This is a genomic window from Halobaculum marinum, from assembly GCF_029338555.1.
GTDB classification, from domain to species: Archaea; Halobacteriota; Halobacteria; order Halobacteriales; family Haloferacaceae; genus Halobaculum; species Halobaculum marinum.
Genome location: NZ_CP119989.1, coordinates 414,356 through 429,789, shown reverse-complemented (window position 1 = coordinate 429,789; position 15,434 = coordinate 414,356). Strand labels below are relative to the sequence as shown.

14 protein-coding genes and 1 tRNA gene are annotated in these 15,434 nt (G+C 69.4%); 10 read left to right on the top strand and 5 right to left on the bottom strand.

Features of this window, described 5'->3' with window-relative positions; translation table 11 throughout:
• Positions 1-39: 39 nt before the first annotated feature.
• Positions 40-112 (top strand) — tRNA-Gln (locus P0R32_RS02350).
• Positions 113-291: 179 nt separating this feature from the next.
• The gene (locus tag P0R32_RS02345; protein ID WP_276238320.1) at positions 292-627 is read left to right on the top strand and encodes a hypothetical protein; all 336 of its coding nucleotides are present in this window, start codon (positions 292-294) and stop codon (positions 625-627) included.
• Between the two features lie 18 nt (positions 628-645).
• Here P0R32_RS02345 and P0R32_RS02340 read toward each other — a convergent pair whose 3' ends face one another.
• Positions 646-1,446: a TrmB family transcriptional regulator gene (locus P0R32_RS02340; protein WP_276238319.1), complete on the bottom strand. Its 801-nt coding sequence runs from the start codon at positions 1,444-1,446 to the stop codon at positions 646-648.
• Positions 1,447-1,799: 353 nt separating this feature from the next.
• On the opposite strand from P0R32_RS02340, the gene P0R32_RS02335 reads away from it, so the two are divergent.
• The gene (locus P0R32_RS02335) at positions 1,800-2,633 is read left to right on the top strand and encodes a TrmB family transcriptional regulator (protein ID WP_276238318.1); all 834 of its coding nucleotides are present in this window, start codon (positions 1,800-1,802) and stop codon (positions 2,631-2,633) included.
• Positions 2,634-2,697: 64 nt separating this feature from the next.
• The gene (locus tag P0R32_RS02330) at positions 2,698-2,997 is read left to right on the top strand and encodes a HalOD1 output domain-containing protein (RefSeq protein WP_276238317.1); all 300 of its coding nucleotides are present in this window, start codon (positions 2,698-2,700) and stop codon (positions 2,995-2,997) included.
• A 17-nt stretch (positions 2,998-3,014) separates the two neighbouring features.
• Here the strand turns inward: P0R32_RS02330 and cgi121 are convergent, their stop codons facing one another.
• Positions 3,015-3,527 carry a KEOPS complex subunit Cgi121 gene (gene cgi121 / locus P0R32_RS02325; protein ID WP_276238315.1) on the bottom strand — a complete coding sequence of 171 codons (513 nt, stop codon included), beginning with the start codon at positions 3,525-3,527 and terminating at the stop codon, positions 3,015-3,017.
• Complete coding sequence (locus P0R32_RS02320; protein WP_276238314.1) at positions 3,524-5,980, bottom strand: ATP-dependent DNA helicase; 2,457 nt, start codon at positions 5,978-5,980, stop codon at positions 3,524-3,526. The genes cgi121 and P0R32_RS02320 overlap by 4 nt, the downstream gene beginning before the upstream one ends.
• 166 nt (positions 5,981-6,146) lie before the next feature.
• On the opposite strand from P0R32_RS02320, the gene ilvA reads away from it, so the two are divergent.
• On the top strand, positions 6,147-7,367 hold the full coding sequence (ilvA, locus tag P0R32_RS02315) for a threonine ammonia-lyase (RefSeq protein WP_276238313.1): 1,221 nt from the start codon (positions 6,147-6,149) through the stop codon (positions 7,365-7,367).
• Between the two features lie 360 nt (positions 7,368-7,727).
• Here the strand turns inward: ilvA and P0R32_RS02310 are convergent, their stop codons facing one another.
• Positions 7,728-9,701 (bottom strand): DUF460 domain-containing protein, encoded by a 1,974-nt coding sequence (locus P0R32_RS02310; protein ID WP_276238312.1) that lies wholly within the window; start codon positions 9,699-9,701, stop codon positions 7,728-7,730.
• A gap of 85 nt (positions 9,702-9,786) precedes the next feature.
• Positions 9,787-10,737 (bottom strand): ribonuclease Z, encoded by a 951-nt coding sequence (gene rnz, locus P0R32_RS02305; protein WP_276238311.1) that lies wholly within the window; start codon positions 10,735-10,737, stop codon positions 9,787-9,789.
• 184 nt (positions 10,738-10,921) lie between these two features.
• Here rnz and P0R32_RS02300 point away from each other — a divergent pair, with 184 nt between their 5' ends.
• The 5 genes from P0R32_RS02300 to P0R32_RS02280 all read left to right on the top strand — a co-directional run bounded on the left by P0R32_RS02300 (position 10,922) and on the right by P0R32_RS02280 (position 15,414).
• The gene (locus P0R32_RS02300) at positions 10,922-12,565 is read left to right on the top strand and encodes a DUF4382 domain-containing protein (protein ID WP_276238310.1); all 1,644 of its coding nucleotides are present in this window, start codon (positions 10,922-10,924) and stop codon (positions 12,563-12,565) included.
• Between the two features lie 145 nt (positions 12,566-12,710).
• Positions 12,711-13,235, top strand: coding sequence for a DoxX family protein (locus P0R32_RS02295; protein WP_276238309.1), 525 nt, complete (start codon positions 12,711-12,713; stop codon positions 13,233-13,235).
• 18 nt (positions 13,236-13,253) lie between these two features.
• Positions 13,254-13,544, top strand: a complete 291-nt coding sequence (locus P0R32_RS02290) for a hypothetical protein (RefSeq protein ID WP_276238308.1) — start codon at positions 13,254-13,256, stop codon at positions 13,542-13,544.
• A 143-nt stretch (positions 13,545-13,687) separates the two neighbouring features.
• Complete coding sequence (locus P0R32_RS02285) at positions 13,688-14,737, top strand: AAA family ATPase (RefSeq protein WP_276238307.1); 1,050 nt, start codon at positions 13,688-13,690, stop codon at positions 14,735-14,737.
• Complete coding sequence (locus tag P0R32_RS02280) at positions 14,734-15,414, top strand: protein sorting system archaetidylserine decarboxylase (protein WP_276238306.1); 681 nt, start codon at positions 14,734-14,736, stop codon at positions 15,412-15,414. The genes P0R32_RS02285 and P0R32_RS02280 overlap by 4 nt, the downstream gene beginning before the upstream one ends.
• The last annotated feature ends 20 nt before the right edge of the window (positions 15,415-15,434 follow it).

The window sequence follows — 15,434 nt, the reverse complement described above, 5'->3', positions numbered from 1 at the left end:
AGACGGCGTACGGACTACCTGAGTCCGCAGGCACGCACCAGTCCCATGGGGTAGTGGCCAATCCTGTTGCCTTCTGGGGGCAACGACGAAGGTTCGAATCCTTCTGGGACTACTTCTCTCCGACGCTTCGACTCCACCGTCTTTCCCGACCACGTCTCGTGTTCTCCAGTCGAAACGAAGGGGTTTCGCCACCGCTTCTTCAGGTGTCACTCGTTTTCTCACAACACGTCGGTCGGATGAAATACGGCGGGGTAGATACGCTCTGGTGGCCATTCCAGTGTACGACACATCGTGCCACTACCATTCGACGACCAACTCCGCGCCCTCGGAAGCCCCGAGCGGCGACGAGTGATGGTCGAGCTACTCGGGCGAGAACCGGACACGACCGTCGCGATCGGGTCGACGTTGGCTGCGGGAGAGCCGAACACCGAGCGGGCTCGGCTCCTGTTGCACCACATCCACCTGCCGCTGTTGGCGGACATGGGCGTGGTCGTCCCGACCGACGCCGACGGGCACGTCCAGCGTGGCCCCTCGTTCGGAGACATCCAGCCGCTGTTAGAGCTCCTGCTCGCGAACCGTGACCTGTGGGACGGGACGTTCCACGCTCCCCGCTCGGCGCCGGACTGATCCGCCCGCTGAGACGGCTCAGACCGGTCCGGAGTCAGTGGGCAACCCTTGTGCCAACAACCGCCGGGTGACGACGATCATCCCGTTCCCGAACCCGGTCCCGAACACCGCGTGCTCGTCTCCGGTTCCCGTGAGGAGCGTACTGACGAGGATGGCCGAGCGGTCGACCAACAACAGGCGACCGATCGCGGGGTCGGTCGGCGTATGCTCGTCGCTCTCGAGCCACTCCAGTCCGGAGACGAACACCCGTGCACTGGGCACGCGACGCTCGACGGTTTCGCGCACGGCCTCGGACGCCGTCCCGATGAACAGGTCGACCGACCGGGCGAGCGACGTCAACGTCTCCACGAGGTCGTCGGTCAGCAACGACGCTTCGCCGAGCACGAACACGACCTCCGACTCGGCGGCGGCGATCAGGTCCTGACTGCGATTGGCGATCGGTGTCCGCCCCGTCAGCGTCCACACCTCCTGCACCGGCCCCTCGTCCGGTTCCCTGACCGGTTCGGTGTCGTGCAGGGCGCGCTGGAGGCGCTCGAACCGCTGTTCGTGTTCGTCCTGTAAGGTGCGCACCGCCTCCTCGACGGGCACCGCCTTGAACCGTTGCGGTGTCGAGTGTTGCACCTGGACCAACCCCCGCGCCTCCAGCACCCGCACGGCGTCGTACACGCGGGTGCGCGGGACGGACGTGATCTCGCTGAGGTCCTTCGCCGTCCCCGTCGGGAGCCGTGACAGCCCCACGAAACAGGCGGCTTCGTACTCTTTGAGCCCCAACTGCTGGAGGAGCTCGACCGCCTCGCCGACTGTTTCGTCGTCTGTCATGGTGGGGTCCTGTTGGCGCGTGCGCCTCGGACGTTGTCTACAGTTTCACTATCTGAGTTAATAGGTGTTCCCACCGACGGATCGGAGCGGATCTCCAAACAACGATTCTCGGCACGGACGCAGTCGAACACGCGACGTTGTGGCTGTGAGCTACCAGTTCGCCTCGCCGCGGTTCCAGCGGGGTTAACGTGTTCACTCACAATCACCCTCCGATCGATCGCGTTCACCCGGATAATCAAAAATCGTATCACCACCCGACGCGTAGCCGGGTGTACAACTCGTCTCACTCGTCGCGGTGACACCGGTCCGCCCGGCAGTCGGGGAGACGGCGGCGAAGGAGATCCACGGAGCCAATGACCACAGACCCACACGGTGACCCGCACGAAACGGCGATCGCCCAGCTCAGACACCTGGGACTGAGTACGTACGCCGCGCGGACGTTCGTCGCGCTCACGGCGCTGGGGACCGCGACCGCCAAGGACGTGAGCGAGGTGTCGGACGTCCCCCGGACCCGCGTGTACGACGCGGTCGACGAACTGCACGAACTCGGACTCGTGGACATCCAGCAGGCGCACCCGAAGCAGTTCTGGGCCGTCTCGGCAGAGTCGGCCGGGCGGACGTTCCGCAACGACCTCCAACACCGGGCGGACCAACTCACCGCGGCGCTGTCGGCGATCAACGACACCGACGGCCGCGGCGAACAGCGCGGCGTGTGGACCGCGAACGGCCGGGCGACCGTCACCGACCGCGTCGTCGAGTTCATCGACGACGCCGAGTCGGAGATTGTCTACATGACCGTCGAGGAGTTGCTCGACGATCAGGTGCTCGACGCCATCGAGTCGGCAGCCGACCGCGGCGTGTCGATCGAACTCGCCGGTAGCCCGCAGGCCGTCGAAGAACGGATCCTCCAGGTCGCGCCGGAAGCGTCGGTGTTCGACTCGCGGTGGCTGTGGTCGGACACGCCCGCCGGTCGGCTCCTGATGGCGGACGGCACCCGAACCCTCGCCAGCGTGGTGACGCCCGAGGGTGACGACTCGCTCGGCGGCAGAACCGAGACGGCGATCTGGGGCGTCGGCGACTCGAACAGCCTCGTCACCGTGCTAAAGGCACTGTTCACGTGGCGACTCGACGGTGGAACTGCGGACACACGCCCCGACGACGACGCCAACTCGGGATCCGACGTTTGACCCTCCCTGAGTCACTCGAATTATCACAACAACACTATACGTCTGGTAGGGGTTCATATACGAGATGAGCTTCCCGACTGACGACGCCAACCGGAGAACCGACGAGAGCGGCGATCCGACGGTGGTGCATCGCGGCTTCGACTGGTCGGACACCGATCCCATCGAGGCGATCGTCGAGACGCTGACGGCGGCGACCGGGGTGTCGGCCACCGAGATCGACCCGCTCCAGTACAGTGTGGACTACGACGCGCTCGACCGCCTCGTCCGATCCAGCACGGACCGACGGGTGGCGGTGTCGTTCCCCCACGGCGACCGCGTCGTCACCGTGACCGGTGCCGGCGACGTGTACTGCGCTGAATCCTGAGCGGCCCTGCGATCGGCCTACTTCCGCACGTCCAGCAGCGCGACCCGCTCGTGGACGACGTCCGCGAGCGTCCCGGCGGTCGCGGCCAGTTCCCGCTCACGTACGTCGAAGTAGTCGCACACGAGCGCCTCGTCGAACGCGCCGAGCGTCGGTCCGGGGTCGAGCAGGTCGGCGACGGCGTCGGCGGCGGCGGCCTCCGCGGCCGCCGCCCCGTCGCCCCCGTCCTCGGCGGCGACGAGCACCACGACCGGCCCCTCGCCCTCCGACACCCCCATCGTCAACGCGCGATCGATCTGCCGGCGCCCGGCGGCGTACAGTATGACCTCGACGCCGCGGTCGCGAGCGACGTTCGCTCCGCGCTCGAACGCCCGATCCGCCAGCGCCAGCGCCCGTTCGAGGTGCGCGCGGTCGACGACGTAGCGCGCGTCGAACGCCTGCACCGTACAGCCGGTGTCGTCGCCGACGGCGGTCAGCGCCCCGAGGAAGTCGTCGAGGTCGTCGACGTGGGCCGTCCCCTCGACGAGTCTCACGCGAAATCACCGAACGTCGCCTGTCCGTCGTCGTCGGACGCGTCCTCGCCCGCCGCGTCGCCGTCGCCGGCCGCCGCCGAGGCGTCAGCGTCGGCCTCGACCCCGTCCATCGAGGGGTCTTGTCGCCCGGCCGCCCGGAGCACGTTCTCGGCGGTCTTCTCGCGCCCGCGGAGCGCGCCGAGCACGACCGCCTTGTCGGCGTCGCGCAGTTCCGTGGTGGTCTGGATGCCAGCCTCGAACAGCCGACGGGCGCGCTTGCGCCCGACGCCGCGAACGCCCGTCAACTCCAGCAGTTCCTCGCGGACGCCGTCTTCGACGCGCTTGCGGGCCCGCCGGACGGCCGTGACGACGTCGCCGCCCAGGTCCAACTCCGTCGCCAACTGCTCGGCGGCGCCCAGCAGCCACTCGGCGGTGTCGACCTTCCCGCGGATGTCGCCCGGGCCGACGCCGTAGCGCTCGGTGATGGTGTCCTCGTCCAACTCGCTGGCCCAGTCCTCCAGCAGTCGGGCGGTCTTGAGCGCGGCCAGCCAGTCCTCGAACGCCACGTCGTCGAACTCGGAGGGGGCGTGCCCGAGGAACTCCGTCTCGCGCTCGTAGAACTGCTCCTCGTACGTCTGGCGGTCGCCCGACTTCAGGTACAACTGGTACATGTCGGGCGTGCGCGCGACGAGGTGGTACAGTCCCAGCGGGGTGACGGTCGGCCCGTCGTCGGCGGCGTCGCCGTCGTCACCGGCATCGTCGTCGCCGTCGCCCCCTTCGTCCGCCGACACGAGGTCGCTCGCGCTCGCGAACCCGGCGTCGGCGTCCGCCGGCACTTCGCCGTCGCCCGAGGGGCGGCTCCGACGGGACGCGGAGACGGCGTCGTCAGCCGACTCGACCCCCTCGCGCAGGCCGTCGACGATTTCGGCGGCGGACATCGGGTCGAGGTACAGTCGCGAGACGGTGTGGCCGATGCTCGTCGCCTGGAGCGAGTCGCCGTCGCGCTCGAGGAAGTCGTTCGCCGCCAGGTAGTCGAGCACGCGGTCGGTCACGTCTGCGAGCCGTGCGTCGTCGTCGGTCTGACTCGCGTACAGCGTCCGGTCGAGGAACGCGAGCAGCCCCTCTCGCGTCGTCGCGAAGCCGGAGGCGACCGTCGCGAGGACGTGGGTGCGCAGGGCTGGCTCTGCGGCCAACTTCGACCGGACGGCCTCCGGTTCGGCCCACACGTACCGCTCGAACAACTCGTCCATCGTGTCGCGGTCCTTCGCGATGAGGACGGCCTCGCCGTACGGGTCGAGGCCGGGCCGCCCCGCCCGCCCCATCATCTGGTGGACCTCCAGCACGTCCAGCGGTTGCATCCCGCCGAACTCGCCGTCGTAGCGGCGCCAGTCGCGGACGATCACCCGCCGGGCGGGCGTGTTCACGCCGGCGGCGAGGGTGGGCGTCGCGCAGATGCACTTGATCAGCCGGTCACGGAAGGCGTCCTCGACGAGACTGCGGTGCTCGCTCGCGAGGCCGGCGTGGTGGAACGCCGCCCCGCGCCGGACGCAGTCCGCGAGGTCGTCGGAGGTGTCGGTGTCGGAGACGTCGCGAATCTCCTGTGCCAACTGCTCCAACTCGGCCTGTTCGTCGGGTTCGAGCCGTTTCGCGGTCACGTCGCCGAGGCGACCCGCGGCGGCCTCGGCGTTGCGCCGGGAGTTGACGAACACGAGCGAGGAGCCGCGCTTGCCGTCGACCTCCTCGTCTAAGGCGTCGCCGACGAGCGCGGCGGTGGGCTTCTCCCCGCGCCCGACGGGCACCTCGCGCTGGCTCCCGTCGTCGAAGTTGATCGCGTTGCCGTAGTGGACGCCCATCTTCAGGTCGATGGGGCGCCAGTCGGACTGGACCAACGCGGCGTCGAGCCACTCGGCCACCTCGTCGGCGTTGCCGACCGTCGCCGAGAGGGCGACGACCTGCAGGTCGCGGTTGATCTTTCGGAGTTTCGCGAGCGTGACCTCCAGCGTGGGGCCGCGCCCGCTGTCGTCGACGAGGTGGACCTCGTCGGAGACCACGCACGTCAGGTCGTTCATCCACGGCGCGTTGTTGCGCACGAGCGAGTCCACCTTCTCGCTCGTGGCGACGATGATGTCGCAGGAGGCGAGCCACTCGCCGTCGGACTGGTAGTTGCCGGTGGAGACGCCCACGTCGATACCGAACTCCTCCCAGCGCTCGAACTCCGTCTTCTTCTCGCTGGCCAGCGCCCGGAGCGGGACGATGTACAGCGCCTTCCCGCCGCGCTGGACCGCCGACAGCATCGCCAGCTCCGCGATCAGCGTCTTGCCCGAGGCGGTCGGCACCGAGGCGACGACGCTCTCGCCGTCGGCGACGCCCGCCTCGATGGCCTCGGCTTGGGGCGGGTAGAACTCCGCGATCCCCTCCGCCTCCAGCGCCTCGGGGACGCCGTCGGGGAGAGTGGAGACGTCGGAGGGTTTCATTGGCAGTGGTAGCGGGGGTCTCGGGTTTAAATTGTCGGAGCGGGCCCCTGCCGACCCACTCCGACGGACGTGGGGTCCTGCCCGTCGACGGACCGACCCGCTCCCGACTCGTCCGATACCGATCCCCGCAACTTTTGCACCCCCACGGAGACGCGCCCACAACCACATGACCGACCCCGTCACCGTCACCGACATCCGACGGGCCCGCGAGCGGTTCGACCCCGACATCGTCCGCGAGACGCCCGTCGAGCGCTCGCGGTCGCTCTCGGAGATGAGCGGCGCCGACGTGCGCCTCAAGATGGAGCACCTCCAGCGAACGGGGTCGTTCAAGACCCGCGGCGCCTCGACCAAGATCGCCGCCGTCGCCGACGCCGGCGACGCAGACCGCGTCGTCGCCGCCAGCGCGGGCAACCACGCCCAGGGCGTCGCGCTCGCGGCATCGAACGCCGGCATCCCCGCGACGGTCGTGATGCCCACGGACGCCCCGCAGGCGAAGGTGGACGCCACCCGCGGCTACGGCGCCGAGGTCGTCCTCCACGGCCAGGAGTTCCAGCAGGCGGTGGCCCGCGCTCGCGACCTCGCGGACGCGGACGGCACCGTGTTCGTGCACGCGTACGACGACCCCGACATCGTCGCCGGGCAGGGAACCCTCGGGTTGGAGGTCGCCGAGCAGGTACCCGACCTCGACACCGTGATCGTCCCCATCGGCGGCGGCGGACTCATCGCCGGCGTCGCCACCGCGCTCGCCGCGGTCGCGCCCGAGGTTCGCGTCGTCGGGGTCCAGGCGGCCGACGCCGCGACCGTCCCCGACAGCCTCGACAAGGGGGAACCGGTCGACCGCGAGCACACTCGCACCATCGCCGACGGCATCGCCACCGGCGGCGTCGCCGACCTCACATTCGAGTTGATCGAGCGCCACGTCGACGAGGTGGTCACCGTCAGCGACGACGAGATTACCCACGCCATCCTCACGCTCCTCCAGCGCGCCAAACAGCTCGTCGAGGGCGCCGGCGCCGCCTCCGTCGCGGCGCTCCTCTCGGGGGACCTGGACGTGAGCGGCGAGACGGTCGTCCCCCTCCTGTGTGGCGGGAACATCGACATGTCGATGCTCGACACCGTGCTCGAACACGCGATGACCGACCGCGACCAACTCCTCCGGCTCCGCGTCCGGATCGAGGACGAGCCCGGCGAACTGTCGACGCTGTCGACGGTGCTGGCCGACCGTGGCGCCAACGTCCGCCACGTCCGCCACGACCGCGCCGTCGAGGACCTCCGCGTCGGCGAGGCGTACCTCGTGTTCGAGGTGACCGCCGCCGGGCGTGAACACGCGAGCGACCTGCTGGCGTCGATCCGCGACCGCGGCTACGAGGTCACCCGCGTCAACTGAGCGCCGCTCGCTCCGTCGACCGCGGGTCGTTCACTCGGATCGTGGTACCGTTCCACACTCCACCCGAAACGAAGGGGTTATCGTGGACCTGTCTGGCGATTCTCACGATCGGGCAAACTATCCTCTAGGTGTCAGTTGTATGCCGAACGGCTGCTGGATGTCACACGTATGGCTGACGGCTGACTGACTCGTTCGCCACGTGTGACAGGACCGCACGTGAGTCACGGGCGTCCCGAGCGACGGCTGACGCCGTTTCGGGTCCGGGTCGTGCGCCTCAGTCACTCGGCACCGTCGCTCGCTTCGCTCACTCCGCACCGCTCACGCTCACGGCTCACTTCGTTCGCCGTTCGCATCGAGGGCTCACGTACGCTCGCCCTCGCCTGCCCGATGTTCGGAGATAATCTCGTCGACCATCGCCTCCGTCTGCTCGCGCTCGCGCTCCTCGGCACGCCGCTCCCAGTCGTCGATCACTGCCTCCACGTCGCTCTCGCGAGCGACGGCGAGTTCGTCCACCTCCTGCATCGCCACGTCGTCAGCGGGTCCGACGGGGACGTCGTGCTCGAACAACACCTCGTCGGCGGCGTCGGAGAGCCCACCCGAGCGCAGCACCACCTTCGGCTCCGTCTCGGCGAGGCGCTCGGCGGTCGCCCGCCCCGCACCGGAGGCGTCGCGGAGGTACACCACGTCGTCGACAGCCAGGCCGTACTGCTCGTCGGCGTGCTCGATGGCGCGCTTGGTGAACTGCTCGACCACCTTCACGGGGACGAGGCCGCGCCCCTCCGACACGTCCGCGAAGTTGTCGTGGTCGAGCTTCCACAGCGTCTTCATGCGCGCGAGTTTGTCTTCCAACTCCTCGACCGTCTCGCGCGCCTCGTCGCGCTCGCGCTCCAGGCGGCTGTTCTCGCGCCGGATACGCGTCACCTCGCGGTCGCGTCGCGCCTCCAGTCGCTCCTCGTGGCGCGTGTCCGACAGCTCCGTCTCCAACTCCTCGATGCGGTCGTCTCGGTCGTCGAGGTCGTCCTTCAGGTCGTCGACGTGCTCGCGGAGCCGCTCGACCTGCGCCTCCAGGTCGCGGATGCGGCGCTCGTCGTCGGTGAGTTCGCGGGGTTCGGGGCCGCGCTCCTCCTCCTCGGCGTCGTCGTCGTCGGTGAGGTCGGCCAGCGCGCCTTCGACGGACTGTTCGTCGCCGACGACGCGAGCGATCACCTCCGCGCGGTCGATACCGGCGGGGATCTGCCGACCGATGCGGGCGAACTGGTCGGCGTGGTCGTCGACGGCGAACAGCGCCGCCGCCAGCGCGTCGCGCTCGTGGTCGTTGTCGTACGCCTCGTCTCTCGTCCGGTGGAGCTTCTCGTCGACCGGGAGGTCCGACTCGGGCGTCCAGGCGGCAGCGTCGAAGCTCCGGCGGAACTTCTCGACCGTCTCGGGCATCGGCGTCACGTCGGCGGCGACGATGACGGGGCGCCCGCGCTCGACGAGCCACTCGATGATCGCGGCCGTGTCGGCGGTCCGGGTGGAGTGGACGTCGAAGACGGTGCCGTCGAGGCCGACGACCGCGGCGGCAGTCGTGGTGCCGGGGTCGATACCGACGATCACGCGGTCGCGACGCTTCACGAGCGGTTCGAACTCGATGCCGTCGCGGCGCTCGCGTTCGACCTCGACACGAGTGTCGCCCGAGCGGTTCGCGGACACGGGGATGTCCTGTGGGCGCGCGTGGACGGAGAACACGGCGTTCGAGTAGCCGCCGTACTTCTCGGTGATGTCGACCTCGTACTCCAACCCGGCGTCGTCGAGCGCCGACTCCACCTCGCGGGTCCGTCGCTTCACGTTGCCGTGGATCCGGCGGGTGTAGCGGTCCTGACTCCACCCGCCCTTGCCGGTCGAGCGGCCTCTGGACACCTTCACCGTCGTCGTGTCGGTGAAGGCCGTCACCTCGTAGCCGACGTTCGCGGCGGCGAGGCGAGCGCTGGCCTCCGCCTCCTTCATCGGCTTCTTGCCGTACGGGACGCCGTGGCGGGAGGCGACCCGCGAGAGCGGTTCGGGGCGTTCGTCGCCGGTCACCTGTACCAGCGCGGTTTCGTGCGGGAGCGCGCGGAGGAAGTGGACGAGTTCGTCCTTGTCGGCGGCGAGTTCGTAGGCGTTGTCGGTGGCGACGATGGCCGGCTCCTCCGCCTCGATCCGCCGGCGGAGTTTGCGGTGGGAGACGACGTCCCGCTCGATGGACTCGCCGTCGAACACGACGAGGGCGTAGGAGGGTGCGTCGCCGCGGATGTCGCCGCTCTGGATGTCGACCCCGAACACGACGGAGTCGAGCGCGCTCGTCCGGGCGTTCACGCCCGCGTATTGGCGGCAGGAGTTGAAAAACTCCGCGCCGGGATCGGGTTGCTACGCTGTCACACGACGCACGCAGGTCGGCCGATCAGGCGTCTGTGTCGGCGTCCGCGTCGGCGTCGGGAAACGGCACGTCGACCTCGTCGCCGTCGTCCGGGAACCACACCTCGCCGTCGAACGCCTCGCCGGCCTCGCGTTCCAACTTCCGCGCCCGCCCCGCGTACCGCGAGGAGAGGTGCGTGAGCGCCAGCCGCTTCGCGCCGGCGCGCTGTGCGATCTGTGCGGCCTCGACGGCGGTCGAGTGGGCGGTCTGGCGGGCGCGGTCGCTGGCCTCGTCGAGGAACGTCGCGTCGTGGACGAGCAAGTCCGCGTTCTCGGCGGCCTCGACCGTCGCGTCGACGGGGCGGGTGTCGCCGGTGTAGACCACCTTGCGTCCCGGTCGGGCCGGGCCGACGACCTGCGCGGGGTCGATGACGCGCCCGTCGTCCAACTCGACGGTTTGTCCGTCGTGGAGTTTCCCGTAGGCGGGGCCGGGTGGGATGTCCAGTTCCTGTTCGGCCTTCTCGCGGTCGAAGCGGCCCTTGCGGTCGGCCTCGACGAGCGCGTAGCCGACCGAGGAGGTGCGGTGTTCGGTCGCGAACGTGCGCACCTCGTACTCCTCGCGCGAGAGCGCGACGGCGCCGGGACGGACCTCGTGGACCGTGACGGGGAAGCCCGGGTCGTGGCCGGCGGCGTGGACCAGATCCGTGAGGTGGCGCTTCGACCCCGGCGGCCCGTGGATGGCGAGCGGCTCCTCGCGGTCGTTGAAGTCGAGGCTCTGGATCAGGCCGGGGATGCCGAGCACGTGGTCGCCGTGGAGGTGCGTGACGAACAGGTGGGAGATGCCGAACCCGGTGCCGAAGCGCATCATCTGGCGCTGGGTGCCCTCCCCGCAGTCGAACAGGAACTCGTCGCCCTCGCGGTTGAGGTACAGCGCGCTGGGGGCGCGCTCTACCGTGGGCACCGCGCCGCTCGTGCCGAGGAAGGTGACCCGGATCATGCGTCCGAGTGGTGGGTCCGGGGGTGAAACGCTGTCGGAGCGCGGCGACCGTCCCGCCCGTGGGCTGGCGGACACGACTCCCGGTTGGACGCGGTACAGCCGCGCAGTACCGGGATTAATCCGGGTAAATTCCGGTTGCACAGCCGGGCAGTATATGCGGAGGAGGCTGCAACGACCGGTCGCAATGACAGGGCACACGACGACGCTCGCCGCGGTCGCCGCGGCGTTGATGCTCGTGCTCGCTGGGTGTGGGAGCGGTGTCTCCCCGGGGACGGGGAGCGCCGGCCCCGGTGCCGCGACAGGCGACGGCGCCGGCTCCGTGAACTTCTACATCAGCGACCAACAGAACGCGATCGACCAGTTCGAACACCTCAACGTCACCGTCGACCGCGTCGAACTCGTCCGCGCGGGCGAAGCCGACGCGAGCGAGACAGACGACGAGGTCGAGGCGACCGACGCCAACGAGACTGAGGCCGACGACGAGGAAGACGGGGGCGAGCGCGTCGCCTACGAGATGGCCAACGTCACCGTCGACCTGACGGAACTGCAGGGCGCCAACTCCACCAAGATCGGCAACCTCTCGGTGCCGAACGGGACGTACTCGCAGGTCGTCGTCCACGTGGAGTCGGTGAACGGCACGCTCACGAACGGCGAGTCCGCCGCGGTGAAGCTCCCCTCCGAGAAGCTCCGGCTGAACAAGGGGTTCACCGTCGGTGACGGCGAGTCGGTCGACTTCGTGTTCGACATCACCGTGACCGAGCGCGGGAACAACGGCTACATCCTCAAGCCCGTCGCCGGCGAGTCCGGGACGAGCGACGAGGTCGACATCGAGGAGGTCGACGACCTGAGCGAGGACGCCGACGACGAAGACGCGGACGACGGTGACGCCGAAGAGGCGGAGGACGGAGAAGACGCGTCCGAGAGCGAATCTGCGGAGAACGAGTCCGACGACGCGTCCGAGAACGCCGCCGACGGCAACGGCAACGCCGCCGACGCCGAGCAGTCCTCGATGGACTTCTACCTCAGCGACGAACAGCACGCCATGGGCGACTTCGCGCACCTGAACGTCACCGTCACCGAGGTCGGCCTGCGCGAAGAGAACGGCTCGTGGGTCGAACACGACGTGGAGAACCGCTCGGTCGACCTGACGACGCTGCCGGGCGCGAACGCGACGAAGCTCGGCACCTTCGGCGTCGAAGACGGCACGTACACGAAGGTGTTCGTCCACGTCGACGAGATCGACGCGACGCTGGAGAACGGCGAGTCGACCACCGTGAAGCTCCCCTCCAACAAGCTCCAACTCAACTCGGAGTTCACCGTCGGCAACGGCGAGGACGTCGACTTCGTGTACGACATGTCCGTCTTCGAGGCGGGCAACTCGGGCAAGTACATCCTCAAGCCCGTCGTGAGCGAGTCCGGGACGGGCGACCAGGTTCCCATCGTGGACGTCGACGAGGACGCTGAGGACGAGGATGCCGATGACGACGAGCGCGAAGAGGCCGAGCTGACGGCGGCGTTCGACGGGAACGTCACGACCGGCGAGAGCGTCACCGTCGTCGTGACGGAGAACGGCTCCGCGGTCGAGAACGCCACCGTCACCGTCGACCAGACGCTCGCGGACGACGAGACGACCGAGACGACCGAGGCGTACGAGACCGGCGCGAACGGCACCATCACGTTCCTCGTGGACGCGAACGCGACGGAACTGACCGTCACCGTCGTCGACGGCGACGCCGAGGCCGAACTCGAACGCGAGTTCCAGGGCGATGCGGCGGCCGACGAGGCGGCTGACGACACCGAGGACGCGTCGTTGCACGCCGCGATCTGAGGCGGCACGACGACGCGAACATCTTCGCCCCGGGATCGAGCCGAACGGCGGTCTCGCGGCTCCTTTCGCCGGCTTTCAACGACTGGGAACTGGGTTCCATTTATACCGGGGTACCGTCCCAACTCGCAAATGCGAGGTGAGACCCATGGCCTACACGGAAACAAACCCACTCGCCGACGAGTTCGGCTTCGACATCGGCGGCCCCATCGCCGCCGTCTGGATCGCCCTGTTGCGCGTCGTCACGGGGTGGTGGTTCTTCCACGCCGGCGCAACGAAGATCATCGAGAACGGACTGAACTTCGGCTACGGTCCGGCGTACCTGCAGGGGATGACGGGCACGGCGCTGGGCCCCATCCCGGTGTGGATGGGCAACAACCTGGCGTGGCTCATCAAGCCGGGTGTCCCGCTGTTCGAGACGCTCATCGGCCTGGCGCTCATCACGGGCGCGGCCGTCCGCCTCGCGGCGTTCGGCGGGACCATCTTCATGACCCTGTTCTGGGTCGGGAACGCCGGCTTCGGGCACGGCCTCGTCAACAGCGACCTCATGGGCCTGCTCCTGTTCGGGACCATGATCGTCCTCGGCGCCGGTCGGTACTACGGCATCGACGGGGTCCTCGAGACGACCGGCATCGTGGACAAGTACCCGAAACTGCGGTACCTGCTCGGCTGACACGGAGGTGACCACGACATGACACAACTCGACATCACGGAGAAGGTTGGACTGGCATTCGGCGGGCTCACCGTGCTCGTCGGCATCGTCGGCCTCGGGGTCGTCGAGATGCTCGCTGGCAAGCCGTTCGGGGCGGCGCCGGTGACGAACGACGCGGGGGAGGTCGTGGCGACGCCGACGGTCGACCCGGCGATTCGCACGGGGCTCGTCATCCTGGGGCTGGTCGTCTTGTTCGGCGTCGGCCTCTACCGGATGGCCACGACCGGCACCGAGCGGACGGACGTGCGCCGTGAGGTCACCGCTGACTGACCGACCTCGCGGCTGACCATCGCTGTCTCGACGCCGTGCGAATCGCCCCGCGGTCTCGCTTCTGCCGACAGCTATTCTCTGGCTCCTCGACCGCCCCGCACGAACGGCAGGGTTCAAGCCGACCGGTCCGCTACCGGGTGGTAATGGACGGCCCGCTGTGGACGGACACGCACGCCCCCGCGCTCGCGGACCTCCCGCAAGCCGACGTCCGCGAGCGACTGTCGCGGGCGGTCGACGAGCCGATGAACCTCGTGGTGCAGGGTCCACCAGGCTCGGGGAAGACCGCCGCCGTGCGCGCGCTCGCGGCGGCGGCTCACGACGACCCGGACAACGACCTCATCGAGATCAACGTCGCGGACTTCTTCGGTCGCACCAAGAAGGAGATTCGTCAGGACCCTCGCTTCGCTTCGTTCCTGCAGGGGCGCTCGCGGATGGCGAAACGCGACATGATCAACCGCGTGCTGAAGGAGTCGGCGGCGAACGCGCCGATGTCGGGCACGTACAAGACGGTCCTCTTGGACAACGCGGAGGCGATCCGCGAGGACTTCCAGCAGGCGCTGCGGCGCGTGATGGAGCAGTACCACCGCACGACGCAGTTCGTCATCGCGACGCGCCAACCGGCGAAGCTCATCCCGCCGATCCGCTCGCGCTGTTTCCCGGTGCCGGTGCGCGCGCCGACGACCGACGAGACTATCGACGTGCTCGCGGGCATCTGCGACGCCGAGGGTGTCGACTACGACGACGACGGGCTGGAGTTCGTCGCCAGCGCGGCCGCCGGCGACCTGCGAAAGGCGGTGCTGTCGGCGCAGACGACCGCCGTCGAACACGACGAGGTGACGATGAGCGCCGCCTACGAGACGCTCGGCGAGGTCGGCACCGACGAGGCGGTGCTCGGGGCGCTGGAGGCCGCACAGGCGGGGGAGCTGAAGGAGGCCCGGTCCGCCCTCGACGACCTGCTCCACGACGACGGCTACGAGGGCGGCGACCTGCTCCGGGAACTCCTCAGAGTCGCGCGCTCGAAGTCCGACGCGTCGCCCACGGCGGTCGCCCGCCTCCACGCGCTCGCCGGTGAGGTCGACCTCGACCTCGTCGAGGGGAGCGACGACCGCATCCACCTCACGCACCTGCTCGCGGCGTGGGGCGCCGGTCGGACGACGACCGAGACGACCGTGCGCGACCCCGTGGACGCGTGATCTCGCTCCCGATCCCGGAGTTGGCGCCGGGCAGCGAACGCCGCGTCGCCGTGCCGCTGTTCCTCGCGGCCCCGGCGTTCGTCGTGTTCCCGCCGCTGGGCGTGGTGCTGGTGGCAGTCGCCCTCTTCTCGGTGTACTTCTACCGCGACCCCGAGCGCGAGCCGGCGGGCGAGGGGATCGTGTCGCCCGCGGACGGCCACGTCTCGGTGATCCGCGAGGACGGCGACCGCGTCCGCGTCGGCGTGTTCATGAGTCCGTTCGACGTGCACGTCTGCCGGGCGCCCGCCGACGGGGCGGTGACGCGTCTCGACCACCGCGGCGCCGCCCACAAGCCGGCGTTCGTGAAAGACTCCGAGCGCAACGAGCGGTTCGAGTACACGCTCGACGCCGCGGGCGACGAAGCCGAGGAGGGGGGCGAAGCGGAGGATGACGCGAGGGACTCCGACGCCGGCGCCACCCGCGTCGACGGCGCGCTGATCGCGGGCTGGTTCGCCCGGCGGATCACCCCCTACGTTTCGCCTGGAGACTCGGTCACACGGGGCGAGCGGATCGGCTACATCGCGTTCGGCTCGCGGGCCGACGTGGTGCTCCCAGCGGGCTATACGGTCGAGGACGTCCGCGTGAGCCGGGGTGAGGCGGTCCGAGCCGGCGAGTCGGTGCTCGCGCGACGGGACTGAACGGGGCCGGCGGCTCCGAC